The following is a 25819-nucleotide window of genomic DNA, read 5'->3' as shown; positions in this document are numbered from 1 at the left end:
GCCGCCTTCCCCTACACTCGGGCAACGCGTTGGCTTAAGGCCAATGCAGCCAGAATCGGGGAGCGGGCACCTGCCTTACTGTGTGTTCGTTCTCGACTAAAGCAAGCAGGCCACGTACGGCATGTGTGCGTGGTGAATTCGAGGAATAACAAGTGAATAAGATTTACTCGAGTGCGCAATCCGCCTTGCAGGGGCTCGTCGAAGACGGCATGACCCTGGCCGTGGGCGGTTTTGGATTGTGTGGGATTCCAGAAGCACTGATCGGCGCCTTGCGTGACACCGGCAAGCGCGACTTGACCGTCATCAGCAACAACGCGGGTGTCGACGGGTTTGGATTGGGCCAACTGCTGGCCACCCGTCAAATACGCAAAATGATTTCTTCCTACGTGGGTGAGAACAAAGAGTTCGAGCGTCAATACCTGGCGGGCGAGCTGGAGCTGGAATTCACCCCGCAAGGCACCCTGGCTGAAAAGCTGCGTGCGGGGGGCGCGGGTATTCCGGCGTTCTTTACCAAAACCGGTTACGGCACCCTGGTTGCCGAAGGCAAGGAAACCCGAGAGTTCGACGGGGAATGGTATGTCATGGAGCGTTCACTGCGTGCGGACGTCGCGTTGGTCAAAGCCTGGAAGGCGGATAAGTCCGGCAACCTGCTGTTCAATAAAACCGCACGTAACTTCAATCCGCTGGCTGCAATGGCGGCCAAAGTGTGTGTAGTTGAAGTTGAAGAGATCGTTGAAGTTGGTGAGATTGAACCTGATCAGGTTCATCTGCCCGGGATTTATGTGCAGCGGCTGATACTCAATGCCACCCCGCAAAAACGCATCGAACAACGCACTGTGCGGAGCGCCTGATCATGGCCTGGACTCGTGAAGAAATGGCGCACCGCGCCGCCCAAGAATTGCAGGATGGTTTCTACGTCAACCTGGGTATCGGTTTGCCGACGCTGGTGGCCAACTACATTCCTGCGGGCATGGACGTGTGGCTGCAAAGTGAGAACGGCTTACTGGGTATTGGCCCATTTCCCACCGAAGACGAAGTCGATGCCGACCTGATTAATGCCGGCAAGCAAACCATCACCACCTTGCCTGGCAGCAGCTTCTTTAATAGTGCCGATTCGTTTGCCATGATTCGCGGCGGGCACATCAACTTGTCGATCCTGGGGGCGATGCAGGTCTCCGAGCACGGTGACCTGGCCAACTGGATGATTCCCGGCAAGATGGTAAAAGGCATGGGCGGTGCAATGGATCTGGTGGCAGGGGTCAAACGCGTCGTCGTGTTGATGGAGCACACTGCCAAAGGTGGCGTTCACAAACTGCTCAAGCAGTGTGATTTGCCGCTGACCGGCGTAGGCGTGGTGGATCGAATCATCACGGATCTGGGCGTGCTTGATGTGACGGAGCAAGGTCTCACGCTCGTTGAGTTGGCTTCAGGTGTTACCCGTGAACAACTTCAAGAAGCTACGGGCTGTGTGATCAACGGCTAAAACGCTGATCAAAGCTTGTAGGCGCTGACGAGAAACACAAGGCTGCGACTACGTAGCGTGCCCTGAAATGTAAAAAAGCCCCGGCTCAGGTGAGGCGGGGCTTTTTGGTGCAGCGTGAATCAGCGTTCCAGATCTTTGAGCTTGCCTTTCACGCCATCCCATTCTGCCGCGTCCGGCAGAGCGTCTTTACGTTCAGTGATGTTTGGCCAGATTTCAGCCAGTTCCACATTCAACTGAATAAACTCTTGCATGTCAGCGGGCACTTCATCTTCGGAGAAGATGGCTTGCGCCGGGCATTCAGGCTCACAAAGCGCGCAGTCAATGCACTCGTCCGGGTGAATCACCAGGAAGTTCGGGCCTTCGTAAAAGCAGTCCACCGGACAGACTTCTACGCAGTCGGTGTACTTGCACTTGATGCAGTTGTCGGTGACGACGAAGGTCATTTCTAATTTTCTCCTCAGGCGGCGGCAGCGAAGCCCTTCCAGGTCGGGTTCGCCAGGTTCGGGAGTGATATCCACTGATCAGGCTAAAAGGCCAGTAGCATCCCGAACCGCGCGCGATTCTAGCGCATGGTTAGATGCGTGTCTTTAATGTGTAGAGCAAATCAAGGGCTTTGCGTGGCGTCAGCTCGTCAAGATCAAGCTTGGCCAAGTCGTCCAGCACCGGATGCGCAAGGCTAGCAAACATATCGCTCTGCTGGGGCGCTGATTTTCTTCCGGGCACCGGAGCAGGCGCTTCATGCGGCAGGCTGGTGGTTTCAAGACGGCTCAAATGCTCCCGTGCGCGGGTGATGACATTGGCCGGAACCCCCGCCAATTGCGCCACTGCAAGGCCATAGCTCTGACTGGCCGGACCGGGCAAGACGTGGTGCAAGAAGACGATGCGCTCATTGTGCTCGGTGGCACTCAAATGCACGTTGGCCACCAATGGCTCGTTTTCCGGCAGTACGGTCAGCTCGAAATAGTGGGTGGCAAACAACGTGTAGGCGCGAAGCTGGGCGAGTCGTTCTGCCGCAGCCCATGCCAGCGACAAACCGTCAAATGTGCTGGTGCCGCGGCCCACTTCGTCCATCAGTACCAGGCTGCGTTCGGTTGCGTTATGCAAGATATTGGCGGTTTCGCTCATTTCCACCATAAAGGTCGAGCGTCCACCGGCCAGGTCATCGCTGGAACCGATACGGGTAAAGATCCGGTCGACCAGCGACAGTTCGCAGATGGCGGCCGGAACAAAGCTGCCGATGTGTGCCAGCAACACGATCAGCGCGGTTTGTCGCATATAAGTCGATTTACCGCCCATGTTCGGGCCGGTAATCACCAACATGCGGGTGTTGTCATCCAGTGCCAGATCGTTGGCCACAAACGGTGTGGTCAGTACTTGCTCAACCACCGGGTGACGGCCCTGGCTTATGCGCATGCACGGTTCTTCAACAAAGCGCGGGCAATTCAAATCGAGGTTCAGTGCACGCTCGGCCAGGTTGCTCAAAACGTCCAGTTCGGCTAAAGCTGCGGCCGTGTCTTGAAGCGGTGGCAACTCGCCGATCAAGGTTTCGAGCAACGCTTCGTAAAGCATCTTTTCGCGTGCCAGTGCACGGCTCTTGGCCGACAAGGCTTTGTCTTCAAACGCCTTGAGTTCCGGGGTGATAAACCGTTCGGCGCCTTTGAGGGTTTGACGGCGAATGTAATCGGCGGGTGCCTGTTCGGCCTGTTTGCTCGGCAGTTCGATGAAGTAACCGTGCACTCGGTTGTAACCGACCTTAAGGTTGGCCAGTCCGGTGCGGGCTTTTTCGCGTGCTTCCAGGTCGATCAGAAACTGACCGGCGTTTTCGCTCAGGGCTTGCAGCTCATCGAGTTCGGCGTCATAGCCGGTCTTCAGCACGCCGCCGTCGCGAATGACCGCAGGCGGATTATCAATAATGGCTCTGTCCAGCAACGCGGCCAGCTCGGGGTAGGTGCTGGTGGTCACGGCCAGTTGCTGCAAGTGCGGGGCATGCAGGTCCAGCATGGCGTCTTGCAGTTCAGGCAGTGCCGCCAGGGCATCACGCAGTCGGGCCAGGTCGCGCGGCCGCGCATTACGCAGGCCGATACGCGCCAGAATACGCTCCAGATCGCCGATTTCCTTGAGCTGCGGTTGCAAGCGCTCAAAACGGTAGCCATCGAGCAAACAGGTGATTGACGACTGGCGCGCCAACAGAACGGGCAGGTCGCGTAGCGGACGGTTCAACCAACGGGTCAGCAAGCGGCTGCCCATTGAGGTTTGGCAGCGATCAACCACCGATTGCAGTGTGTTATCACGCCCCCCCGCCAGGTTGGTATCCAGCTCAAGGTTGCGTCGGCTGGCGCCGTCCAGCACCACGGTGTCATCGAGTCGTTCATGGCGCAGGCTGCGTAAATGGGGCAGGGCGGTGCGCTGGGTTTCTTTGGCGTAGCTGAGCAAGCAGCCTGCGGCGCCAATGGCCAGGGTCAGGTTCTCGCAGCCAAAGCCCTTAAGGTCCTGGGTCGAGAACTGCTGGCACAGGCTTTTTAGTGCAGAGTCGCGCTCAAAGTCCCACGGCGCTCGACGACGTACGCCACGGCGCTTCTCGGCTGGCAGGCCTTGTGGCCAGTCATCCGGGATCATCAGCTCAACCGGGTTGATGCGCTCCAGCTCAGCCAGCAGGTTTTCCCAGCCCTTGATCTCGACGACCGAAAAGTTACCACTGGTGATATCCAGCACGGCCAGGCCAAACAGGCGCTCATCACCCAGCACGGCGGCGATCAGGTTATCGCGGCGCTCATCCAGCAACGCTTCGTCACTGACCGTACCCGGCGTGATGATGCGCACCACCTGACGGTCGACCGGGCCTTTACTGGTGGCCGGGTCGCCTACTTGCTCGCAAATCACCACCGACTCGCCGAGCTTGACCAGCTTGGCCAAATAGCCTTCGGCTGCGTGGTAAGGAATCCCGCACATCGGAATCGCCTGCCCTGCCGACTGCCCACGCGCCGTGAGAGTGATATCCAGCAATTTGGCGGCCTTCTTTGCATCCTCATAGAAGATTTCGTAGAAATCGCCCATGCGATAGAACATCAACTGATCAGGGTGCTGGTTCTTCAGGCGCCAGTACTGCTGCATCATCGGCGTGTGTGAGGACAGATCGGAGGTATTTTTACTCATTAGGGCTTAGGCGGATTCATTTAAAAAGAGGGGTGAAAAGCGGGTGCCACGCACGGCTTTTTGCAATGGGCGCAAGGTTAACACGGGTAATGCCTGCTTAGCAGGCGCGGTGGGAAGACAACGAATCGCGCAATATGCCAAATAGCATTTGCGATCAGTAAAAAATGTAATCACTATTCGCGTCATGCACAATCGTACTGTTTCTACCGTCTTAAAAGAGCTGCTTGCTCGCCAAGGGATCTCTCCTACAGAGCTTCACCGGCGTACAGGTGTGCCTCAATCCACGCTCTCGCGCATTTTGAACGGCAAGATTGCCGATCCTTCGGATAAACATATCTCTCGTTTGGCTGAGTATTTTGGGGTCAGCACGGATCAATTACGCGGGCGCGTTGAGATTTCAGTACCGGGTGATGAGCTGTCGCCGCCAGGGCATGAAGATCTTAAGGACATAACTCTGTGGGATGACGACACGCCCATCGAAGACGATGAAGTCTGTATCCCTTTTTTACGTGAGGTTGAGTTGGCTGCTGGATCAGGAAGATTCGCCATCGAAGAAAGTGAGAAGTCTAAACTGCGCTTTGGCAAGCGCAGCCTGCGCCATAACGGCGTGCAGTTCGACCAGGCCAAATGCGTCACTGTGCGCGGTAATAGCATGTTGCCAGTACTGCGCGACGGTGCGACGGTTGGGGTGAATGCGGGGAAAACCTCTATAGGAGACATCATTGATGGCGACCTGTATGCGATCAATCACAATGGCCAGCTGCGGGTAAAACAACTGTATCGCCTGCCTTCGGGAATACGCCTTCGCAGTTTTAATCGCGAAGAACATCCTGATGAGGACTATACGTTTCAGGATATGCAAGAAGAGCAAATAGCCATCCTTGGTCATGTTTTCTGGTGGGGCATGTACGCCCGATAGTCTGTATGTCTTAAAAACCCACTGATAAGTGGGTTTTTTTTCGCCCCTAAAAAAGTCGGGCGCATTGATTTTAAAAGGATTTATGCTCCAATGCATTTATTATGAATAAACAAATGCATTTGTGCATTGACTGTATATGCATACATGCATAGTATCTGTCTCAAGCCGGCCTTACAGCCAGTGAACAGGCAGCGATGGACGAGCCTTATCGTTCAGAGGGTTGGCAACTGACCCGGGTGTGCAGCGTAAAGCACCGTAAGCAGTTATCTGGCGGACAGGGTCGCGGTCGGAAAAACATGTGAATGGATTCGTACCGCGCCAGTAGCGCCGAAAAATCCGGGGCCGTATTGCTGAAATGTCTGAAACGGCCGGTGTGACATGCGTTCGCCCCGGTCATTTCGGACCTTTTGGAATGCCTACCCACGGATGTGCAGGTATCCCAGTCAATCCCATCGCCTGCCGCTGACGGGCATTTATGAAGGAGGCGAATAATGACACCTGAAGAACACGCGTTGCTGGACATGCCGATATGGCTGGTCATCGTTTTAGCGCTGTTAGGCGGGGTCTCGGGCGAAATGTGGCGTGCAGATAAAGAAGGCGCTCGCGGCTGGCCATTGGTTCGACGCATTGCGTTACGCTCCGGAGCCTGCATGGTGTGCGGGGTTTCGGCTACTTTTTTACTGTATGCCAACGGCGTATCTATGTTGGCAGCGAGCGCATTCGGTTGCCTGACCGCTATGGCTGGTGCCGATATGGCCATTGGCTTATATGAGCGCTGGACGGCCAAGCGGCTGGGCGTTTGCGACATACCGCCTCGAGATACTCCTCCCGACGAATCCCCTTGATCAGAGGTTTTCCACTCACAGCAGGTGAACGATGAATGATGAAGAACTGGCGGCAATCAATCGGCTGGTCAGCGCCTTGCAAGCCCAGTCAGATGCGCAGATGGCCTTGAATACGAGGCTTCATGACCTGGCGCAGAGCAATCAGGCGCTGGTCGATTATCTGAAAAGCCGCGAGCCCGATCCCACAGCGCCTCCATATCTGGATGGCTCACCGGCACCTTGACCCCAAACATGCTTATCCATACAGCCCGCGGATGCGGGTTTTTTAATGTTCGTAGGAGAACACCCGATGTCGATTCTTACCCAAGGCACACAAATTTTCGCGCTTGTGCCAGCGCTCGATGGCAGCGCGCCTTACACCGTGTTGGAGGTTGAACACGCGACCTCTTTCGATCCGGGCGGCGCACCCGCTGAGCAAATTGAAGACACCAGTCTTGAAGCTCAGGAGCGCACCTATAAAAAAGGTCTGCGCACACCCGGCACGGCCAGTCTTGGCCTGAATGCCGACCCCACAAACGCCAGCCATATCCGTCTCCATCAATTGTCTGAGGCCAAAGGTGCTACGGGGATTAAATGGGTCGTGGGCTGGTCCGACGGCCAAGGCATCAAACCCACTGTCAATACTCGGGGCGACGATTTTGAATTGCCTGCCACTCGTACCTGGTTCGCGTTCGACGGTTACGTCGCAGACTTTCCTTTCAACTTCGCCCTCAATGCCGTGGTGACTACCACCGTGAGCATCCAGCGTACCGGCGGTTCCGCCTGGATCAAAAAGGTCTGACCACGCCTATGAACCTTCAGCAACTCAAAGCCAGCGGCGGCATTGTCGATGGCAACTGCGTAAAAAAAGTCGTGCAGTGGACTCACCTTGACCCGGCAGGAGACAGCATCACCGACGCCGTGACGGTGCACGTGCGACGTCAGTCTTTTGGGGTGATAGAACAGTTGTTCGCATCGGATGGCAGTGAGCAAAGTCGCAATGCGCGATATATCGCTGCCTCAGTTCGTTTGGGGCAGGACGCCGATGAGGCGTTGAGCTACGAAGATGCCTACAGCCTGGAGCCCGGCTTGGGATTCCTGCTACTCAATGCCGTGAATGAAGTTAACGGTACAGGAGGTGCAGGAACAAAGAACTGACGGCCGCCGATGAGTTTTGGCACGAACTGGTGCTCAACGGAATCGGCGGCCGAACCATAGACGAAGCCAAAAAGCGCATGAGTTACCGGGAAGCGCTCGCGTGGGGGGGGTATATCGATCGATATGGCTCTCTCAACCTTGCGCGAAGGATGGAAGCCAGCAGCGCGCTCATTGCATTGCAGGCGTATCGGCTAGGCGGTGGTGAGGCCCAGTTGATGGATTTCATGCCGTATGAACGGCGTCTAGGCGTGGCCTTGGAACAGGCCATGAGTGAATGGCGCTGAGTCTGATCCTCAACCGACCTGTCACTGCGACGGGTTTTGAGCAGAGAGAAAACTATGGCAACAGCGTCTAAAACGAACTGGACGGTTGACCTGAGCGGCCTTGAGCAGATGTTGGCACAAGCCGTGCGCATCACCGAGCAGCGGATGACAGCTATACAAAAGCGCGTCGAAACGGCGGGCAAGCACGTGGGAGATACCCTGACGGCCTCAGGCCAAGCAATTGCGCAGGCGACCCAAGGCACTTTCAGAACTGTGCAGCGCGAAACCGATATGCAGTTGAACGTGCCTTATGCCAAAGAGTTGATAGCTCTGAAGGCGAGTGGCGCGCTGGCGGCCGCTCAAGTCGGTATGGGTAAGCGTCAGCAAGCTAGTGCTGGCGTACTGAGCGGCATCGACACGGAGTACGCTCAGTCTAAAAGCGCCCTTAAGATCCAGTTTCCCGAGGGTGCCAACGGTCAGGGTGGCGAGGCGTATCTCAGTCAACTGAAAACAATCGAAAACCGGCATCTGGACTTCACCCAACAGGTGCAAGCCAATTACGCAGAGATGAGCCAAGCCCAAGGTAATTGGGTTAATGGTGCAACGTCTGCATGGCAGGACTATCTGGACTCTTCTGGCAATGTGGCAGCGAAATCCAGAGAGGTGTTCACCAAAGCCTTTGAGGGTATGAGCGATGCGGTGACAATGTTTGTAACCACGGGTAAGTTTTCGTTCTCCGATTTTGCGACCTCTGTGCTCAAGGACATGGCGCAACTGGCTGCTCAGACCGCTGCGTCCAAAGGATTGGGTTTTTTGTTCAGCATGGCCAGTAGCGCGGTGGGGGCGATGTTTAACTCGCCGTCGACGCCCCCAGTGAGTGGTGCTTCGTTGCCGGGGTTTGAGTTCGACTTCAACCCGGCGTTGAGTACGAGCGGGCTCACTGCCTATAAATTTGCCAATGGCGGTGCCTTCACTAACAGCGTGGCCACAGGCCCAACGTTAGCTCCGATGGCGTTATTTGGAGAAGCGGGCCCAGAAGCGATCATGCCTTTGAGCCGTGGTGCCGATGGTGCACTGGGTATTCGCGCCCTGAGTGGTTCAGGCGGTTCAAGCAGCAGTAATCAGGTGGTGATCCAGCAAACCATTAACGTGGCCGATGGCCAAGGCAACACGGCGGGCGGCGAGACAGCCAGTCAAGACATTGCAAAGGCGTATGCAGGCTCAGCCAAGCAGGGCGCAGCCGAACAAATCGCCCGCGACCTTAAACCGGGCGGGCAAATCTGGTCCGCCATCCACGGCCGCTGAATATCAGCGGCTGCAACGGCCCACACCCGGAGAACACATGAGCGCAAAAACGTTTACCTGGATTCCTAAAGTCGAACCGGTGGGTACGGTCGAGTTTCGCCTCAAAACTGCCCAGTTCGGTGATGGGTATCAGCAAGTGCTCAAGGACGGTCTCAACCACAAAACTCAATCCTGGCCACTGACATTTGTCGGCGATCAGGTGCAGATAAAAGCCATTATCGACTTTCTGGATGAGCACGCTGGTGCCACAGCCTTTTACTGGGCGGCACCATTGAGCGAACCCGCACTCTACCGCTGCAAGCGCTACCAGCCGACCCCGATGGGCGCAGGGCTCTACACCTTGGCCGCCACGTTCGAGCAAGCGTTTCATCCCTGAGCGGGTACAAACAAAAGGACTTGTTCATGCTCGCAGATTTTCGTTGCGCCAAATGCAACCGGTTACTGGCACGCGTCGGTGAAAACAGCCAGCTCCAAATCAAATGTTCGCGCTGTGCGACGTTGAATGCTGTGAAGACCTTGAGTCTCGATCCATCGCCTTTGAGCGACACACGTGCAGCCATTGTTGCGCGACAACATTGATCTACTCAATAGGTGAAATCATGGCAGCACGCACACGTATACCTTTTCAACACAACGGCAGTTCAATCCTTCCTCCTTATCAAACAATGTCTGCCGGACAGTTTCTACAATCGCCCAATGGCCGCTTCAAATTAGTGTTGCAGCCTGACGGTAATCTGGTATTGCAGGATAACGGCGCCCAAGTGTGGGTGGCAGACGCCAGCCAGCCTTATAGCAACACACTTGTGTTACGCCAGAAGATCCCTTCAGCGTTTTACATTCAGTACTCGGCCTTTTTGGATGACCCAAGCCGTAAACGCACGTGGGCGTCGGTCAATACCACGTTTACCGATAAAGATCAGTGGAACCGGACCCACATGATTCTTCAGAACGACGGCAACATGCTGCTTGTGGATTTTGGCTCGCTGTGGAACAGCAACGGTGCATTGCCGCCGGATCCTGCGGCGGTTGATGCTTTGGTCTTTCCAGCCGAGACCGCACTGGAGATCGGTAAGTTCTATGTCGCAGGGGCTTCGCGACTGGTATTTCAGGCGGACGGCAATCTGGTTGTATTTGGTCCGGCGGGTGGTGCGATCTGGGCCAGTCACACGCAAGGCCAAGGTGCGGTACGTGCTGTGATGCAGGCGGATGGAAACTTCGTGTTGTTAAATGCAGCTAATGGCGTCGTATGGCAGACAGGCACCGCAGGACGTACGGGAGCATTCGCCAGGCTTCAACCCAATGGCGGCTTTTCGATCGCTTTTGAATTGCCCGTTTGGGCACGCTTTGGTTTCACTCCCGTACTCAAGCCGCGCCGGGTCTTTTACCCGGATCACGGCACAGGCCCACTTCCTACCTGGAAAGACTGGACGTGGAGTTTTTAAATGACCCTGCCGGATGTCACGTCCGCGTCCTGAGTCTGCGTACGTAGTCAATGCTTAAAATCATGCCCAAGACTCGAAGTTTTAACCTTTGTCTCTGCGGCGAATCCCAAGAAAAGTATCGCCTTCTCTCATAGGGCAGGCGACCTTTCACTTACTTGAGAAACCCCGCCAAGCGCGGGGTTTTCTTTGCCCGGAGCATTTATGTCAATCAATGCAGACATCCAGACACTGGAGCCTGGGGCGTGGGTCGAGCTGTTTGAGCTGGATGCCACCTCCCTGGGCGCCGAGATTTACCGGTTCCACGGCTATCCCCAGCAAGCCTCAATTGTGTGGCAGGAACTCGAATACTCACCTTGGCCGATTGTCGCTGAAGGCTTTGAAATGTCGGGGCAGGGCATGCAGCCTACGCCGACTTTATCAGTGGGCAATGTCGGCGGTTTTATTACCGCACTGACGTTGTACTTTGAAGACTTGGTCGGCGCCCGTCTGGTGCGCCACCGCACGTTGGGCAAATATCTGGACGGTCAACCCGAGGCCGATCCGCAAGAAGAACTGCCTCCGGACACTTGGTATATAGAACGCAAGGTGGCTGAGAACAATGCGACCTTGAAATTTGAGTTGGCCAGTGCGCTGGACTTTAACGGCGTGCAACTGCCGCGTCGCCAAATCGTTGCCAACGTGTGCTGGTGGCTAAGCTGTGGCGGTTATCGCGGCCCTTATTGTGGCTATAACGGCCCACCGGTCGCTGACGCCAACGATGTGATCGTCACGGATGCGGCCAAGGACAAATGCGGCGGCCGCCTTAGCAGTTGCAAGCTGCGTTTTGGTGAAACCGAGCCTCTGTCTTATGGCTCCTTCCCGGCCGCTGGCCTGCTGCGGAGTTGACTATGAACAAGGCCATTCAAGCCGCAATTGAACGGCATGCCATCGGCTGCTATCCCCAGGAATGCTGTGGGCTGATTATTCGCGAAGGCCGCAAGCGCGTGTACGTACCCTGCAGTAACACGGCCAGAACACCTGATGAACACTTTCGTCTGGCCCCTGAAGATTTCGCTGGCGCCGAAGAGCGCGGCGAAGTGCTGGCGGTGGTGCACAGCCATCCCGACTACCCGGCCACGCCCAGCGAGGCAGATCGCGTGGCCTGTGAAGCGTCTGGTTTGCCATGGCACATTTTGCAAGTACGCCGTCATGAAAGCGGGCAGATTGAACCTGGGGAAATGGTCCACCTGCAACCCAGCGGCTATCAAGCTCCTCTGCTCGGGCGAGCGTTTGCCCACGGCGTGCATGATTGTTTGAGCATCGTGCTCGACTACTACCAGCGAGAGATGCACATCGATCTGGGCAGCTTTGAGCGCGAAGATGGCTGGTGGGAGCGCGGTGGCAACCTGTATCTGGACAACCTGCCTGCTGCCGGGTTTGAGCGGGTACACAGCCTGCAACAGGGCGACATTGTGTTGATGCAGATCCGTTCACCGGTGCCCAATCATGCGGCGATCTACTTGCAAGACGGCACCTTGAGCACTGAGCCCGAGCATTTCCCCACGCCGGGCGCCATTCTTCACCACCTTTATGGCCGCGACAGTCGGCGCGACACCTACGGCGGTTATTGGGCCGAGGTAACCACAGGTTATTGGCGCCATCGCCAGGCGCCGCGCTAATGGCCGCAAGGAGCAGCATCCGTATGCAACACGAAAAAATACGCACTGTGCGTCTTTATGGCACGTTGGGCGCACGTTTTGGCCGAGTGCATCAACTGGCAGTTAATAGCGTGGCCGAAGCTGTCCGGGCGCTGGGCATCCTGATTCCCGGTTTTGAACAGTACTTGATGGCGTCCAAAGACAACGGGGTGGCGTACTCCATCTTTTTGGGCAAGCAGAACATTGGCAATAAACAACTCATGGCACCGCCCGGCAGTACCGACATTCGGATTGCGCCGGTGTTGGTGGGAAGCAAACGCGCCGGCTCATTGCAAACTATCGTAGGCGTGGCGTTGATTGTCGCCGCTTCGTACTTCAGTGGCGGAGCGGCGGCAGGTTCCGGTGCAGGTGCAAGCGGCGCGGCGGCAGGTACCGGCACCGCAGCCGCTGCTGGCATGAGCAATTGGTCGATGGTGTCCAGCATGGGTATTGCAATGGCCATGGGCGGCGTAATGCAATTGATGTCTCCCCAAGCCAAAGGACTGGGCGCAATAGACAGTCCACAAAATCGTAGCAGCTATAGCTTCAACGGCCCCGTCAATACTAGCGCCCAAGGTAATCCGGTGGGTTTGCTCTATGGTCAGTTGATCGTCGGCAGCTCGGTGATCAGCGCTGGCATTTATGCTCAGGATCAGTTGTAACCGCGCAGCCTTTTTTTATCAGCCGCCGGCTGGCGGTTCTTCACGTCAGGGCCTGCATATGTCTGCAACCGCTGTACCGCAAAAACTGCAAACCGTGTTGCTTTCGGGGTCACTGGCCAAGCGCTTTGGTCGCCGGCATCGTGTTGCAATTACGGGAGGTTTAAAAGATGCCATGGGTTATTTCAAGCAGTTTCCAGGCTTTGAGCAGTACATGCTCGACAGCCAGGGCAACGGGCTTCGATTCGCCATCTTCAACGGCACACATAACTTGGCAGAAGATCAGTTGGGCCAACCTACCGGTAAATCGGTGATTCGCATCGTGCCGGTCATCGCAGGCTCCAAGCGCGCAGGCTCGCTACAAACCATTGTCGGGGCGGTGTTGGTGGCGGCAGCTTTTGTGCTGTCCTTCACGCCTTTTGCTGGCGCTTCACCTTTTCTTTACCAAGTGGGCGCGGCCCTGGCGTTCGGTGGCGTGCTGCAAATGCTCAGTCCGCAGCCCAAAGGGCTTGGTGCTCAGGATCGCCCCGAAAATCGCGCCAGTTATAGCTTTAACGGGCCGGTCAACACCAGTGCCCAAGGCAACCCGGTGGGTTTGCTCTATGGCCAATTGATCGTCGGCAGCGCCGTGATCAGCGCTGGCATCTACGCCGAGGATCAGCGTTAAACGCCCCTCATCCTCTTCAAACCAGCCCGCCCGCAGGCGGGCTTTATTTCGCCAGAAGGAAAGCCATGACTGACCTTACTATCGCTGGCAGCAAGGGCGGCGGATCCAAGCCGCGGCCTTCTGTCGAGGCGCCAGACAGCCTGCAAAGTACCGCTTACGCCCGCATCCTTGACCTTGTCAGCGAAGGCGAGATCGTAGGTTTGAAACATGACAAACGCTCGGTGTTTCTGGATGAAACCCCGTTGGCCAATGCTGATGGCAGCCTGAACTTCAGCGGCGTGACCCTCGACACCCGCTCGGGCAGTCAAGATCAAACCTACATCCCCGGCTTCCCGGCGGTTGAAAACGAAAGCGCCGTTTCGATTGAGCTGCGCAGCGATCAGCCCTGGACCAAAGCCATTACTAACCTGCAATTGTCAGCCGTTCGCATCCGTTTGGCGGTTGCTCGGTTGGCGCAAACAGACACCAAAAATGGCGACACCAACGGCTACACGGTGCAATACGTCATTGAGTTGGCCACCGATGGCGGCCCTTTCATATCGGTGCTCAATGCCGCATTCAGCGGCAAGACCTCCACCAAATATGAACGCTCCCATCGCGTGGATTTGCCACCTGCCAATACTGGCTGGACTGTGCGGGTACGGCGCTTGACGCCGAACGCGGTCAGCGGCGCGATCGCCGACACCACCAGCGTAGAGTCCATCACCGATGTCATCGACGGTAAACTGCGCTACCCAGGCTCGGCCATCATTGGCCTGCAATTCGATGCGTCGCAATTTCAAGCTATCCCCTCGCGCGCTTTTGAGTTGCAGGGGCGCATCATTCGCGTACCGAGCAACTACGACCCGCAAACACGCCACTACTCAGGCGTGTGGGACGGTACCTTCAAGTCCGCATGGACCGATAATCCAGCGTGGATTTACTACGATTTGTTACTCCATCAGCGCTACGGCCTCGGGCATTTGCTCAACGCCAGCCAGGTCGACAAATGGGAGTTGTACCGTATCGCACAGTACTGCGACCAACCGGTCTCAGACGGTAAGGGCGGCACTGAACCGCGTTTCACCTGCAACCTGTATTTGTCGGTACGCGCTGACGCACTGAAAGTCTTGCAGGACCTGGCCACTACCTTCCGCGGCATGTCGTACTGGGGAGCTGGCTCAGTGATGGCGGTTGCGGATATGCCAGAAGATCCGGTTTACACCTATTCCAATGCCAACGTACTGGGCGGTACGTTCACCTATGCCGGATCGGCAAAAAAGACCCGTTTTACCGTGGCCCTCGTCAGTTGGAATGACCCGGCTGACTTCTATCGACAAAAAGTGCAATACGTCGACGATGCCGAAGGTATTGCCCGCTACGGTATCCAACAGACTGAAATCAGCGCTACCGGGTGTACTTCACAGGCTCAAGCCCAACGCATTGGAAAATGGGCCTTGCTCACCAATCGTTTAGAAACCGAAAGCGTCACGTTTTCAGTCGGGCTCGACGGCACACTCGCACGTCCGGGTCAGATCATTCGTATTGCCGACAACGACCGTGCGGGTCGGCGCATTGGTGGCCGTCTGCACGACGCAACACTCGATACCTTAACCCTGGACGCTGAAGTCAAAGCGCTGAGCGGCGACACCGTGACGTTGGTCATGCCCAACGGTAAAGCGGTATCGAGGATGGTCAAAACGGTGGAGATGCTCGATGCTACCCAGCGTGTGACTCTTCAAGAGCGGCTCGAAGAGCTGCCGCCGTCGCACTCGATGTGGGCGCTCGACTCGCCAAGCCTAGCCACACAATTGTTTCGCGTTCTGTCCATTGCTGAAGACACCGCTGATAGCTCAATCAGCTACAGCCTGAGCGCGGTCAAGCATGTGTCTGACAAATACAGCGCTATCGACAACGGTTCGCGCATCGAGTCTCCACCCATTTCGGTTATCCCACCGAGCGTCCAGTCTGCGCCAACTGCTGTGCGGGTCAGTAACGCGCATTTTGTCGAGCAGGGCAGTGTGATCAATGTCATGACCATTGACTGGGAACGCCCGGCCAACGCTATCGCGTTTGAAGTCTACTGGCGTAAAAACGACGGCGAATGGGTCTTCGCCGGGCGTACCGGTGGCAATTCGCTGGATGTGCAAGGCATTTATGCCGGGCGATATGTGGCCAAAGTGCGCGCCATCAACGCGCTGGACATCGGCTCGCTCTACAGCATCTCGGTAGAAACTGTCCTCAACGGCAAAACCACCTTGCCACCGGTCGTGTCGAAGTTGACCACCGAATCGCTGGTGTTTGCTATTAAAGTTCAATGGCAGATCCCGGCGGGCGTCAGCAGCGCTGACCTGCAGCGCACTGAAATTTGGTACAGCCTCACACCTGAACGTTCAACCGCCCGTAAATATGGCGATTATGCCTACCCTCAAAGCGATATCACGCTCATGGGGCTGGCAGCGGGCGTGCGCTTGTTCTTCTGGGCGCGCCTAGTCGATCGCACAGGCAATATCGGCCCTTGGTTTCCTGAGGGTGTGGGGGTTGCGGGGCAATCCAGCGCTGATGCAAGCCCGGTACTTGACCTCATTGCCGGGCAAATAGGCGAAAGCGAACTGGGCAAACACCTGCTGGACCGCATTGAGCTGATCGACGGCGCCGGTAGTGGCTCTGTCAACCAGCGCCTGGATAAAACCCGACAAGAGTTGGAAGGACTGATCGGTGAAATCACCGATGCTCTTGAGTACGACAACGCCAAATCCTACTCAGTGGGTGAAATAGCTCGCTTGGGCAGCCGGCTCTTTCAAGCCATCGTGGTCACTTCCCGGCATCCGCCACCGGACGTCGCCTATTGGGTTGATCTGGGGACTCTCGCCGAAACGAGCCATGCGCTGTCGCTGCAAGTGCAGAAAAATTCGGCCAGCATCCGCGAACAGGCGGGGAACCTGACGGTTCAGGCCCAACAGCTCAATGCAATCAATCTCAAAGTCAACGATCCGGCCAGCGGTCTGCAAGCCACGGCTAACGGTCTGAACTCACTGACCGGTACGGTGCAAACACTGGACGGAAAAGTCAGGGCTAATGCTGAAAGGGTTGAGGGTGTGTACACCTTGGTCAACAGTGCCTCTGCGGGCTCTGAAGCGGGGAGTGCAGGTGACCAAACCGCGTCGGCTGGTGCTGAATCGCTAATGTCAGTGATTGCTGAGCGTCATTTCGCACAAGCGGTCAGGACTGATGTGGTGGAAGCCAAGGTCGGGCAGAACGCCGCGAGCATCGTCGATGTATCCAAAGCGGCAGTGAGCGCCAACTCGGCTTTGACCGCTCGTGTGACCCAACTGGACAGCAAGATCGAGGGTAATGCTGCGACGTTTAAATCGGACACCTTGGCATTGGCTAACACCGATCGGGCGATCAGTCAGCGTGTTGACTCACTCCAGACGACGTCGGGTCAAAATACAGCGGCTGTGCAAATGCTCAGTCAAGCCCAAGCGAATCTTAAAGGAGACCTGTCGACCATGTGGTCGGTAAAAATGCAGGTCAATGCCAATGGTCAACTGGTGGCAGCAGGCGTGGGCTTAGGGATTGACACCAATGCCGAAGGGGTAACGCAAAGTCAGTTCCTGGTGAGTGCTGATCGATTCGCAGTGGTGGGAGGACAAACCGGAGGTCAGGTATTTACACCTTTTGTAGTGCAGGGAGGGGGCGTATTTATCGATTCGGCATTTATTCAGAATGGAACTATTACAAATGCAATGATTGGTAGTTATATAGCATCAAGTAACTATGTGGCAGGCACTAGTGGATGGCGCCTCGATAAGTCCGGCATGTTCGAAATCAACGGTAATGTCCCCGGTCAAGGTCGAATGATAATGACCAATAGATCGCTGCGAGTTTATGATGCCAATCAAGTCAAGCGAGTTCAGCTGGGAGATCTAAGTGAATGAATTTGGGATTAAATTTTATGATGGGGGCGGTGTTGAGTACCTGAACGCTGACTCATATTCTATGCGGACAGTATTCTCACTCATTAAGCCAGGAATTTCGCCCTCTGGTGAGGATGTGCCCATTCCAAGTTTTGATCCGGATAAGGGTGTGATATTAGTTACTTCATACGATGGGCCTTTTTTGGTTTTGTCTGAGTATTTAATTGTGGGTAAATTCCCAAATGTTATTTTGCGATTCGCTGCGTCTCCCTTGTCGGAATCTGCTCTTGCATTACTTATTTTGGCGGTGCATTACAAATGAACTATGGGTTTGAGTGTTTTGGATCGGCAGGTCAAGCTGTTGTTGATAGTGAACATGGTCTGTTACATGTTATGAGTGAAGGTGTGTATTCGGGCGCTGTTGTAATTAGTAAGGACGGTACTTACGCAGTGGTCGATGTTAGTTATTCGTCTGCAATAGTTACTGAGTATCCTCCTGTGGTATTTATCTCGCCTGGCAGTATAGGGGTGCATTTTTATTTCCAGCATAAAGGTCGCCCGGGGAGTTGGACAGGTTTTACATTTAGAGTCGGTTATTATGAGTCTGTAGCCAGTGGTTTTTTGACTGCGGGTAAGTACTGTGCTTGTGGAATGAATCCTGAGTCTGTGCCGGGTTATGGAATGCAAGTGAGAGATGCTTCTGCACGGTTGGTTTTTGATGGTGCATATAAGATCATGAATTTCCTGGGCGGGGGGCAAGTATGGCCGCCTTATTTTTTTTTAAATTTAACAATGTTTCAAGGTGCATGGATTTATCGCCTCCCTTGGGTATATGGTCGGGAGGCTTATTTTATGGTTAGTCATTTTGGGCAGGCATATAGTAACTCATTGACTTTAGGGGATGTGTCTATTGGGTTTTCCGATAGCTCTAGATCCTATATCGAGATTTCGAATATTACATTTAAAGTTCCGGCGCCCATAATGAATTGGCCTTTGTTAGTGGCAATGCCTTGATTTATTTAGTGCTGGGATGGTGGAAGAAGTTATCAATGAATGTGCGCTTTTAAAAAACAAGTCAATCTGTTGTATCAGGTTTGGAGAAGCATATGGCAAGACAAGAAATAATTCTAGGTACACCACCCTCTGGCCTCGGCGGTGATCCGCCGCGTACGGCCAGTCAAAAAGTTAACTTTATGACGCAAGAACTCTATGAGCATAAAGCACAACTCGGTACAGCCAGTACTGCGAATATAACAAGTGCTACGGATGAAACGTATCTGGGTGGCGCTTACAAAGTTACTAAGCAGGGTGATTATGGTCTTGGAAGACCATTGTCCGCCAGGGCGGTATCCGACGCTGATCTACCGATTAAAAATAATGCAGGCGCGGCCTTTCATTATTTGGGTGCTCGTTATCCAGGGACCAGTGATGGCGCACTGTTGACCATGGGATTTAACGAGCAATATGCTTTTCAGATGTTTGGTAATTGGCGTAATGGCGATTTATATACGAGAAATACTGCGGTTGGCGAGGAACGGCCAAAAAAATGGCGCAAAAATTATCACGAAGATAATGTGATTGGTGCTATCGAGAGTGGGGGGATTATAGAATCAGGGGTAAATAGTTATGGAGGCTATACTAAATTTCGGGATGGAACCCTTTTGTGCTATGGCGAAGCTCAGCCGGTAAATGCGGCACCTGCTAATGCGACAGTGTCTAATCAACCTACGATGTTTGCTCATCCGTTCTCAACCAGTACGCCCACAGTTATACCGACGGCCACTCCTCTGTCAAATCATGATCATTACGGAGTTATTGGCATTAATTACGGTGCGGAAACTGGAAGTTCCAGATTTACGCTATTTGTTCGAAATGGCGCCACTGTGCAAAATTTCAGATTCTGGTTTTTGGCCATAGGGCGGTGGAAAGCATGAATATTAGGTTGGGGGGTATAAGAGCCGATGCTTCATTAACGCTCGAAAAAAAGGGTGATGCGCTTATTGTAAATGGTGAGTTATTTGATTTTTCACGGATAGAAGAGGGCGACAGCCTTCCTGATACCGCGCTGATGAGTAAGGTCAATAGACATTTCTTCCTGTCACCTATCACTAGAGTTGATGGTCAATTGACTCTGGTGTTAATGCTTCCTTACGGAGAGGGCGCAAGTAGCGCTCAGGTATTTCCTGAACCGATTGTTATCGATTTGGACGGGGAAATACGCCTACCGCAACCGGATAAAATTATCGCCCCAGATCCACTACCCATGGAGAATGCCCTTCATGAATAACATCGACTGGTCGCAACTTCGCAGTGCTGCGGATATTGCAGCTGAAAAAGAAACATCACGCTTAGCCCCTCTGATCGCCGAGGAAGTTAAATGGGTTGAGCAGGAACGCTCCTTCGTTAGTGTGCAATTGGAAGCGCTCGAGGACGGCGAGAAAATACCGGGTACTGAACGCCAATGGCGCGACCATCGGATTTTGGTGCGGGCCTGGCAAGAAGGCGCTGAGTACTACCCGGATTCAAGGCATCGCCCCATTCGTCCCAGCTGAAATTCAGCCGTCAACCGAACCCGCTTAGAGCGGTTTTTTTTCGCCTGGAGACGCTCATGCATATCACCTTGGCGCAGTTACAAAAGATACTTCCAGGCGCTGGTGACAGTGCCAGCGTTTTTGTCACTGCGCTCAACCAGGCAATGCTGCGGTATGAGGTTCAAGGACCGCTGCGGGCTGCAGCGTTTATCGCTCAAGTGGGTCATGAATCTGCCCAGCTGAGGCATCTGGTTGAGCGTTTCAACTATAGCGCTCCAGCCTTGCTTGCCACTTGGCCTAAGCGTTTCACACCGCAAATGGCAACTGCCAGCGTGGGGCAGCCGTCACTGATTGCGCAGATAGCCTATGGCAATCGCTTGGGCAATGTTGAGCCGGGTGACGGATTCAGGTATTGCGGTCGTGGGTTAATTCAGATTACCGGTAAGTATAACTACCAAGCATGCAGCAAGGCTTTGGGGGTTGACTGCGTGGCAGAGCCCGAGCTGCTGGAAATACCGGATTATGCGGCGCTGTCAGCGGCCTGGTTTTGGTCTGAAAATGGATTGAATGAATTGGCTGATTTGCAACGTTTTGAACAGATCACTCGCAGGCTCAACGGGGGAGTGCAGGGGCAGGAAGATCGAAGGCGGCTTTATGAGGCAGCGTTATGTACATTTTGCCGCTAGCGTGGCTTGCAACACGGGGCTGCTGGTGTAGCTTAGACCGCTGTTTTTTGCGCTTCGGGAGACCATCGTGGACGAATTAACTCAACTGGCGACTGAACTGGGCCAGCACTTGCAGACTCTTAATGCGCAGGTCACAACGGCTGAATCTTGCACGGGCGGCGGTATCGCTGAGGCCATCACCCGTGTTGCTGGCAGTTCGTCCTGGTTCGAAGCCGGGTTTGTCACGTATTCCAACCAGCAGAAAACTAAGCAGTTGAACGTGCCCGAGACTCTATTCGCGCAAGTGGGTGCGGTCAGCAGTGAGGTAGTCCAGGCGATGGTGCGCGGTGCGCAGGCACAAAGCGGCGCGCATTTTGCGGTGGCGGTCAGCGGCATTGCCGGGCCGGGCGGCGGGTCGGCGACCAAACCGGTCGGTACCGTTTGGCTGGCGTGGGGCGCCGGCACCGAGGTATGTACGCAGTGCAGGCACTTCCCCGGAGACCGCGATAATGTGCGCCGACAAACGGTGATAGCCGCGCTAGAGGGTCTAATACGCCGAACGGTACGAGAAATAAAAAATCAGGGGTAGGCGATCCTGAAACCCTGTGGAATAATACTGGCTACTTATACAGTTATCGGCCGTCAGGCCTTATTGATTACGAGAGGACTTTAATGGACGACAACAAGAAGAAAGCCTTGGCTGCGGCCTTGGGTCAGATCGAACGTCAATTCGGCAAAGGCGCCGTGATGTTGATGGGTGATCAAGACCGCCAGGCGATCCCGGCTATCTCCACCGGCTCCTTGGGTCTGGACATCGCGCTGGGTATTGGCGGTCTGCCAAAGGGTCGTATTGTTGAAATCTACGGTCCGGAGTCTTCGGGTAAAACCACGCTGACCCTGTCCGTTATCGCTCAAGCCCAAAAAGCTGGTGCTACCTGTGCGTTCGTCGATGCGGAACATGCCCTTGATCCTGAGTACGCCGCCAAATTGGGTGTCAACGTTGATGACCTGCTGGTTTCCCAGCCAGACACCGGCGAACAGGCGCTGGAAATCACTGACATGCTGGTGCGTTCCAATGCAGTTGACGTCATCATCATCGACTCCGTGGCTGCGTTGACGCCTAAAGCTGAAATTGAAGGCGAAATGGGTGACACCCACGTTGGCCTGCAAGCCCGCTTGATGTCTCAGGCACTGCGTAAAATCACCGGCAACATCAAAAATGCCAACTGCCTGGTGATCTTCATTAACCAGATCCGTATGAAAATCGGCGTGATGTTCGGCAGCCCGGAAACCACCACCGGTGGTAACGCCCTGAAGTTCTACGCCTCTGTACGTCTGGACATTCGTCGCACCGGCGCCGTTAAAGAAGGCGACGTAGTCATTGGTAGCGAAACCCGCGTCAAAGTGGTCAAGAACAAAGTCGCTCCGCCATTCCGTCAGGCTGAATTCCAGATTCTGTACGGCAAGGGTATCTACCTGAACGGCGAGATGATCGAGCTGGGCGTGTTGCACGGTTTCGTCGAAAAAGCCGGTGCCTGGTACAGCTACCAAGGCAGCAAAATCGGCCAGGGCAAGGCTAACTCCGCCAAGTTCCTTGATGAGAACCCGGACATTAAAGCCACGCTTGAGAAGCAACTGCGTGACAAGCTGCTCGGCCCAAAAACCGAGAGCGAACTGGCTGCAATGAAAGTCATGCCAAAACTGAGCAAGGCGGCCAAGCAAGCGGCAGCTGAACAAGAAGCGGCGGAAATGGAGCTTGAAAATTCGGGCTCAGACGACGCTAGCAACTGATTGAATCATGACTGTTGTTCTGGAAGACCTCGTCGCCATACGGCGATCAGCAATGGACCTGCTCGCGCGACGCGAGCACGGTCGTGTCGAGCTGACGCGCAAGTTGCGTCAGCGAGGCGCTTGCCCTGACATGATCGACATAGCCCTCGACCGTTTAACGGAAGATGGCTTGCTGTCCGAATCGCGTTACCTTGAAAGCTATATCTCCTACCGTGCCCGCTCGGGTTATGGCCCTTTGCGCATCCGCGAAGAGTTGAATCAGCGAGGGTTGGCACGCAGTGACGTGGAGGAGGCGCTGCGTGAATGTGAATTCAACTGGCAAGCACAGTTGCAAGACACTTGGCAGCGTAAGTTTTCAGGGCGTATGCCTGAAGATGCCAAAGAGCGTGCACGTCAAGGGCGCTTCTTGAGTTACAGAGGGTATCCGCTTGAAATGATTGGTCGCTTGCTCAGTGGCCGAGAGTTCGATGACTGAAAATCTTAAGTGCGCTACCGCAGAAACCCCGCAGTCATCAGGTTTACAACCACTTCGCAATCAAGCGTCCCGGCCCCGCCAATACCTTTGTAGTCGCTGACGAGTAACGCGAGGCTGCGTCCGGTCGCGTAGCGGCCGTAAAACCGTTAAACGCGCTACCGCAGAGACCCCGCAGTCATCAGGTTTACAACCACTTCGCAACCAAGCGTCCCGGCCCCGCCAATACCTTTGTAGTCGCTGACGAGTAACGCGAGGCTGCGTCCGGTCGCGTAGCGGCCGTAAAACCGTTAAACGCGCTACCGCAGAGACCCCGCAGTCATCAGGTTTACAACCACTTCGCAACCAAGCGTCCCGGCCCCGCCAATACCTTTGTAGTCGCTGACGAGTAACGCGAGGCTGCGTCCGGTCGCGTAGCGGCCGTAAAACCGTTAAACGCGCTACCGCAGAGACCCCGCAGTCATCAGGTTTACAACCACTTCGCAACCAAGCGTCCCAGCCCCGCCAATACCTTTGTAGTCGCTGACGAGTAACGCGAGGCTGCGTCCGGTCGCGTAGCGGCCGTAAAACCGTTAAACGCGCTACCGCAGAAACCCCGCAGTCATCAGGTTTACAACCACTTCGCAACCAAGCGTCCCAGCCCCGCCAATACCTTTGTAGTCGCTGACGAGTAACGCGAGGCTGCGTCCGGTCGCGTAGCGGCCGTAAAACCATTAAACGTGCTACCGCAGAGACCCCGCAGTCATCAGGTTTACAACCACTTCGCAATCAAGCGTCCCGGCCCCGCCAATACCTTTGTAGCCGCTGACGAGTAACGCGAGGCTGCGTCCGGGCGCGTAGCGGTCGTAAAACCATTCAATCTGATACTTCAAACCTGCCACAGTCTTGGGATTCCCAGCCGCTTCGCACCGCAGCGACTGAGCATGAGCGCAACATCTGCCACGCTGGCGAGCAGAAGATTGCAGGTTTATCGAGACAAAGGCTCAAGTGACTTCTTCTGGATCATTCCCCCAGCATCAGCCCAGTTCTGCGGCAGATTGATAAAGTCCACCAACTCGCGCAGGCGCCCCTGATTGCGGCCGCTGAAAGCAAAACTCAAACGCGTAAGGTGTTCAAACGCGGGTTCGTCATCCAACTGTTGATGAAAGCTATCGCTTAAGCAGATATCGGCAAATTCGTGCTGTATATGTTTCAGCGCCAGCGCACTGACGGGGCGTTTCATGCGTATCGCAAAAATCTTGTTCAGCCAGCGTGTGGAGTGGAAGTTGTTGTAAAACTGATCAATCTGCGCCACGGCTTCTTCGGCGCTGTGGACGAGGCGCATTAACTTCAAGTCGTTAGGCAGGATGTAATGATTGGCTTGCAGCTGCGCTTGAATGAAGTCCAGTGCGCTTTGCCAAAATGTCCCGCCCGGTATGTCGAGCAACACCACAGGCACCAATGGCGTTTTGCCGGTTTGTATCAGCGTCAGCACCTCCAGCACTTCATCCAGCGTGCCGAATCCGCCAGGGCACATCACCAGTCCGGCCGCTTCCTTGATGAAAAACAGTTTGCGCGTAAAGAAGAAGTGGAACGCCAGCAGGTGTGAGCTGCCCAGGATGGTCGGGTTGGCACGCTGTTCAAACGGCAGGGTGATATTGAAGCCCAGGCTGTGTTCAAGACCGGCCCCCTCATGGGCCGCGGCCATGATGCCTGCACCGCCGCCGGTGATCACCATCATGTCGGCTCTGGCCAGTGCCGCGCCTACTTCACGGGCCAATGCATACAGCGGGTCTTCCATTGGGGTACGTGCCGAGCCAAACACGGTGATTTTGCGCCGTGACTTGAATTGCTCCAGCACGCGAAAGCTTTGCTCCAGCTCACGTATGGCTTGCAGCGTAATTTTGGCGTTCCAGCGATCAAAGTCGTCGTGCGCCATACGCAATACCGTCAGCATCATTTCGCGGTAAAGCGGTCGGTTTTTGCTGTCGGGGGCAATCAACTCAAGTTGGGCATCGACGTGCTGCGCAAGGTCGAGGCTCAAGTGTTCGAAATCGAGAGGCAGGTTCGCATGGGTTTGATCAGGCATGTAGATCTCCTTCAGCACAACATCCTTTGGGGCGCAGTAAAGCATGACAGCGCGCAGACACAGCGTGTCAGAAGTAATGGCCTGATGATGGTCTTGTGCTGTCGAACCTGGCAACCGCTAATTGCCTGAAATCCATGAAAATAGGCGGGAGGAGGGGGAGAGAAGGTGAGATAGAAAACTGCGTACGCCGCAACGAATTACGGCGTGCATGCACTTCGAAAGGGTTTATTTTTTTGGCCGACAGTTATCAGCGACAATGTCTTGGCTGAGAATCGTGATGTTGTTTTGGTCATCTTTGATGTCCAGTCGCACAATTGCGCCTTTGGCGAGCAATGTACGAAAATTTTTATTGCTACACACACCTCGGCCGAGGCTCGACGCAGCTTTCTCTTTATCTTTGAGTATGTTTAAAGCCAGTGCCTGTGGAGCGACCAGGTGATTGGTCAGTACCCGGCCTTCAGCGCTAAAACCGTTATCGGTAAGGCCTGATTCCATCAGTCTGGGTGTGCCCTGGCTGCTTTTTTCGGCCGTCTCTTTCAGGTCCTGTTCAAGTTTGAAATCTTTGAGAGAGGCCGCTTGTGCGCCCAAAGGCAGAGCCAGCATTAAAGCGACGGTCGGAATGATAGTGCGCAACATGAAACTCTCCTGATTCAGTGACGCAGGCTTTGACCCGCCACATTTCTATGCGTTCAGTGGCGCGGGAGTATAGGTCAGCCTGCGGTTACAGGAAATGCCTGAAGTCACGGGTTGGCACGCCACAAGGCGGCCTCTGATAGACTGCGCGCCTTCCTCCAGCCAATCTGCCCAGCGCTAACCCGAGGCGTGCGGGCGATCTGCATCTCAA

Annotated in this window: 30 protein-coding genes; 26 read left to right on the top strand and 4 right to left on the bottom strand. The window is 55.0% G+C overall.

Going from position 1 to position 25819, the window contains the following annotated elements; all coding sequences use genetic code 11:
* Positions 1–152: 152 nt before the first annotated feature.
* Together AP059_RS18385 and AP059_RS18380 are read left to right on the top strand one after the other, a co-directional pair.
* Positions 153–851 carry a CoA transferase subunit A gene (locus tag AP059_RS18385; RefSeq protein WP_059764827.1) on the top strand — a complete coding sequence of 233 codons (699 nt, stop codon included), beginning with the start codon at positions 153–155 and terminating at the stop codon, positions 849–851.
* A 2-nt stretch (positions 852–853) separates the two neighbouring features.
* Entirely contained in the window at positions 854–1483 is a 630-nt protein-coding gene (locus tag AP059_RS18380; protein WP_059764825.1) for a CoA transferase subunit B, read from the top strand.
* Positions 1484–1602: 119 nt separating this feature from the next.
* Here the strand turns inward: AP059_RS18380 and fdxA are convergent, their stop codons facing one another.
* Positions 1603–1926 (bottom strand): ferredoxin FdxA, encoded by a 324-nt coding sequence (fdxA, locus tag AP059_RS18375; protein ID WP_048362742.1) that lies wholly within the window; start codon positions 1924–1926, stop codon positions 1603–1605.
* Positions 1927–2056: 130 nt separating this feature from the next.
* Complete coding sequence (gene mutS / locus AP059_RS18370) at positions 2057–4636, bottom strand: DNA mismatch repair protein MutS (protein WP_059764823.1); 2580 nt, start codon at positions 4634–4636, stop codon at positions 2057–2059.
* 184 nt (positions 4637–4820) lie between these two features.
* Between mutS and AP059_RS18365 the strand changes: the two genes are divergently transcribed.
* From AP059_RS18365 to recX, 24 genes are all read left to right on the top strand, one after another.
* Positions 4821–5555, top strand: a complete 735-nt coding sequence (locus AP059_RS18365) for a LexA family transcriptional regulator (RefSeq protein ID WP_059764821.1) — start codon at positions 4821–4823, stop codon at positions 5553–5555.
* Between the two features lie 491 nt (positions 5556–6046).
* On the top strand, positions 6047–6400 hold the full coding sequence (locus AP059_RS18360; protein ID WP_059764820.1) for a phage holin family protein: 354 nt from the start codon (positions 6047–6049) through the stop codon (positions 6398–6400).
* A 31-nt stretch (positions 6401–6431) separates the two neighbouring features.
* A complete protein-coding gene (locus AP059_RS18355) occupies positions 6432–6623 on the top strand; it encodes a hypothetical protein (RefSeq protein ID WP_059764817.1) in 192 nt (63 codons plus the stop codon).
* A 66-nt stretch (positions 6624–6689) separates the two neighbouring features.
* A complete protein-coding gene (locus tag AP059_RS18350; protein ID WP_059764814.1) occupies positions 6690–7181 on the top strand; it encodes a phage tail tube protein in 492 nt (163 codons plus the stop codon).
* An 8-nt stretch (positions 7182–7189) separates the two neighbouring features.
* Positions 7190–7537: a phage tail assembly chaperone family protein, TAC gene (locus AP059_RS18345; RefSeq protein ID WP_059764812.1), complete on the top strand. Its 348-nt coding sequence runs from the start codon at positions 7190–7192 to the stop codon at positions 7535–7537.
* A gap of 149 nt (positions 7538–7686) precedes the next feature.
* Positions 7687–7821, top strand: a complete 135-nt coding sequence (locus tag AP059_RS18340) for a hypothetical protein (protein ID WP_371260638.1) — start codon at positions 7687–7689, stop codon at positions 7819–7821.
* 54 nt (positions 7822–7875) lie between these two features.
* Positions 7876–9105 carry a phage tail tape measure protein gene (locus AP059_RS18335; protein ID WP_059764808.1) on the top strand — a complete coding sequence of 410 codons (1230 nt, stop codon included), beginning with the start codon at positions 7876–7878 and terminating at the stop codon, positions 9103–9105.
* 37 nt (positions 9106–9142) lie between these two features.
* A complete protein-coding gene (locus tag AP059_RS18330; protein ID WP_059764806.1) occupies positions 9143–9481 on the top strand; it encodes a phage tail protein in 339 nt (112 codons plus the stop codon).
* A gap of 26 nt (positions 9482–9507) precedes the next feature.
* On the top strand, positions 9508–9684 hold the full coding sequence (locus AP059_RS22130; protein WP_082706832.1) for a Com family DNA-binding transcriptional regulator: 177 nt from the start codon (positions 9508–9510) through the stop codon (positions 9682–9684).
* Positions 9685–9704: 20 nt separating this feature from the next.
* Positions 9705–10547: a putidacin L1 family lectin-like bacteriocin gene (locus AP059_RS18325; protein WP_059764804.1), complete on the top strand. Its 843-nt coding sequence runs from the start codon at positions 9705–9707 to the stop codon at positions 10545–10547.
* Between the two features lie 201 nt (positions 10548–10748).
* Positions 10749–11432 carry a phage minor tail protein L gene (locus AP059_RS18320; RefSeq protein ID WP_059764801.1) on the top strand — a complete coding sequence of 228 codons (684 nt, stop codon included), beginning with the start codon at positions 10749–10751 and terminating at the stop codon, positions 11430–11432.
* A 2-nt stretch (positions 11433–11434) separates the two neighbouring features.
* Positions 11435–12205 carry a C40 family peptidase gene (locus AP059_RS18315; RefSeq protein WP_059764799.1) on the top strand — a complete coding sequence of 257 codons (771 nt, stop codon included), beginning with the start codon at positions 11435–11437 and terminating at the stop codon, positions 12203–12205.
* A gap of 23 nt (positions 12206–12228) precedes the next feature.
* Positions 12229–12885 carry a tail assembly protein gene (locus AP059_RS18310; protein ID WP_059764797.1) on the top strand — a complete coding sequence of 219 codons (657 nt, stop codon included), beginning with the start codon at positions 12229–12231 and terminating at the stop codon, positions 12883–12885.
* 58 nt (positions 12886–12943) lie between these two features.
* Positions 12944–13549, top strand: coding sequence for a tail assembly protein (locus AP059_RS18305; protein ID WP_059765183.1), 606 nt, complete (start codon positions 12944–12946; stop codon positions 13547–13549).
* A 65-nt stretch (positions 13550–13614) separates the two neighbouring features.
* On the top strand, positions 13615–17469 hold the full coding sequence (locus AP059_RS18300) for a phage tail protein (RefSeq protein ID WP_059764795.1): 3855 nt from the start codon (positions 13615–13617) through the stop codon (positions 17467–17469).
* On the top strand, positions 17462–17770 hold the full coding sequence (locus tag AP059_RS22360; protein WP_131811534.1) for a hypothetical protein: 309 nt from the start codon (positions 17462–17464) through the stop codon (positions 17768–17770). Before AP059_RS18300 ends, AP059_RS22360 begins: the two co-directional genes overlap by 8 nt.
* Entirely contained in the window at positions 17767–18462 is a 696-nt protein-coding gene (locus AP059_RS22355; RefSeq protein ID WP_131811533.1) for a hypothetical protein, read from the top strand. The genes AP059_RS22360 and AP059_RS22355 overlap by 4 nt, the downstream gene beginning before the upstream one ends.
* Positions 18463–18554: 92 nt before the next feature.
* A complete protein-coding gene (locus AP059_RS18295; RefSeq protein ID WP_059764793.1) occupies positions 18555–19382 on the top strand; it encodes a hypothetical protein in 828 nt (275 codons plus the stop codon).
* A complete protein-coding gene (locus tag AP059_RS18290) occupies positions 19379–19735 on the top strand; it encodes a hypothetical protein (protein ID WP_059764791.1) in 357 nt (118 codons plus the stop codon). The genes AP059_RS18295 and AP059_RS18290 overlap by 4 nt, the downstream gene beginning before the upstream one ends.
* Positions 19728–20000, top strand: a complete 273-nt coding sequence (locus AP059_RS18285; RefSeq protein WP_059764788.1) for a hypothetical protein — start codon at positions 19728–19730, stop codon at positions 19998–20000. Before AP059_RS18290 ends, AP059_RS18285 begins: the two co-directional genes overlap by 8 nt.
* A gap of 56 nt (positions 20001–20056) precedes the next feature.
* Positions 20057–20665: a glycoside hydrolase family 19 protein gene (locus tag AP059_RS18280; RefSeq protein ID WP_059764786.1), complete on the top strand. Its 609-nt coding sequence runs from the start codon at positions 20057–20059 to the stop codon at positions 20663–20665.
* Positions 20666–20732: 67 nt separating this feature from the next.
* Positions 20733–21233 carry a CinA family protein gene (locus tag AP059_RS18275; RefSeq protein WP_059764784.1) on the top strand — a complete coding sequence of 167 codons (501 nt, stop codon included), beginning with the start codon at positions 20733–20735 and terminating at the stop codon, positions 21231–21233.
* A gap of 83 nt (positions 21234–21316) precedes the next feature.
* Positions 21317–22435: a recombinase RecA gene (gene recA / locus AP059_RS18270; RefSeq protein WP_048362747.1), complete on the top strand. Its 1119-nt coding sequence runs from the start codon at positions 21317–21319 to the stop codon at positions 22433–22435.
* Positions 22436–22442: 7 nt separating this feature from the next.
* Positions 22443–22910 carry a recombination regulator RecX gene (gene recX / locus AP059_RS18265; protein WP_059764782.1) on the top strand — a complete coding sequence of 156 codons (468 nt, stop codon included), beginning with the start codon at positions 22443–22445 and terminating at the stop codon, positions 22908–22910.
* Positions 22911–23874: 964 nt separating this feature from the next.
* On the opposite strand, the gene AP059_RS18260 is transcribed toward recX, so the two are convergent.
* Positions 23875–24975, bottom strand: a complete 1101-nt coding sequence (locus AP059_RS18260; RefSeq protein ID WP_059761476.1) for a TIGR00730 family Rossman fold protein — start codon at positions 24973–24975, stop codon at positions 23875–23877.
* Between the two features lie 225 nt (positions 24976–25200).
* Positions 25201–25611: a PA3611 family quorum-sensing-regulated virulence factor gene (locus tag AP059_RS18255; protein ID WP_059761477.1), complete on the bottom strand. Its 411-nt coding sequence runs from the start codon at positions 25609–25611 to the stop codon at positions 25201–25203.
* Positions 25612–25819: the final 208 nt, after the last annotated feature.

Origin of the sequence: Pseudomonas sp. TAA207, from assembly GCF_001529285.1 — a bacterium.
Taxonomy (GTDB): domain Bacteria; phylum Pseudomonadota; class Gammaproteobacteria; order Pseudomonadales; family Pseudomonadaceae; genus Aquipseudomonas; species Aquipseudomonas weihenstephanensis.
Note: the sequence above shows the minus strand (reverse complement) of the source record. Positions and strands in the feature narration are given on the sequence as shown.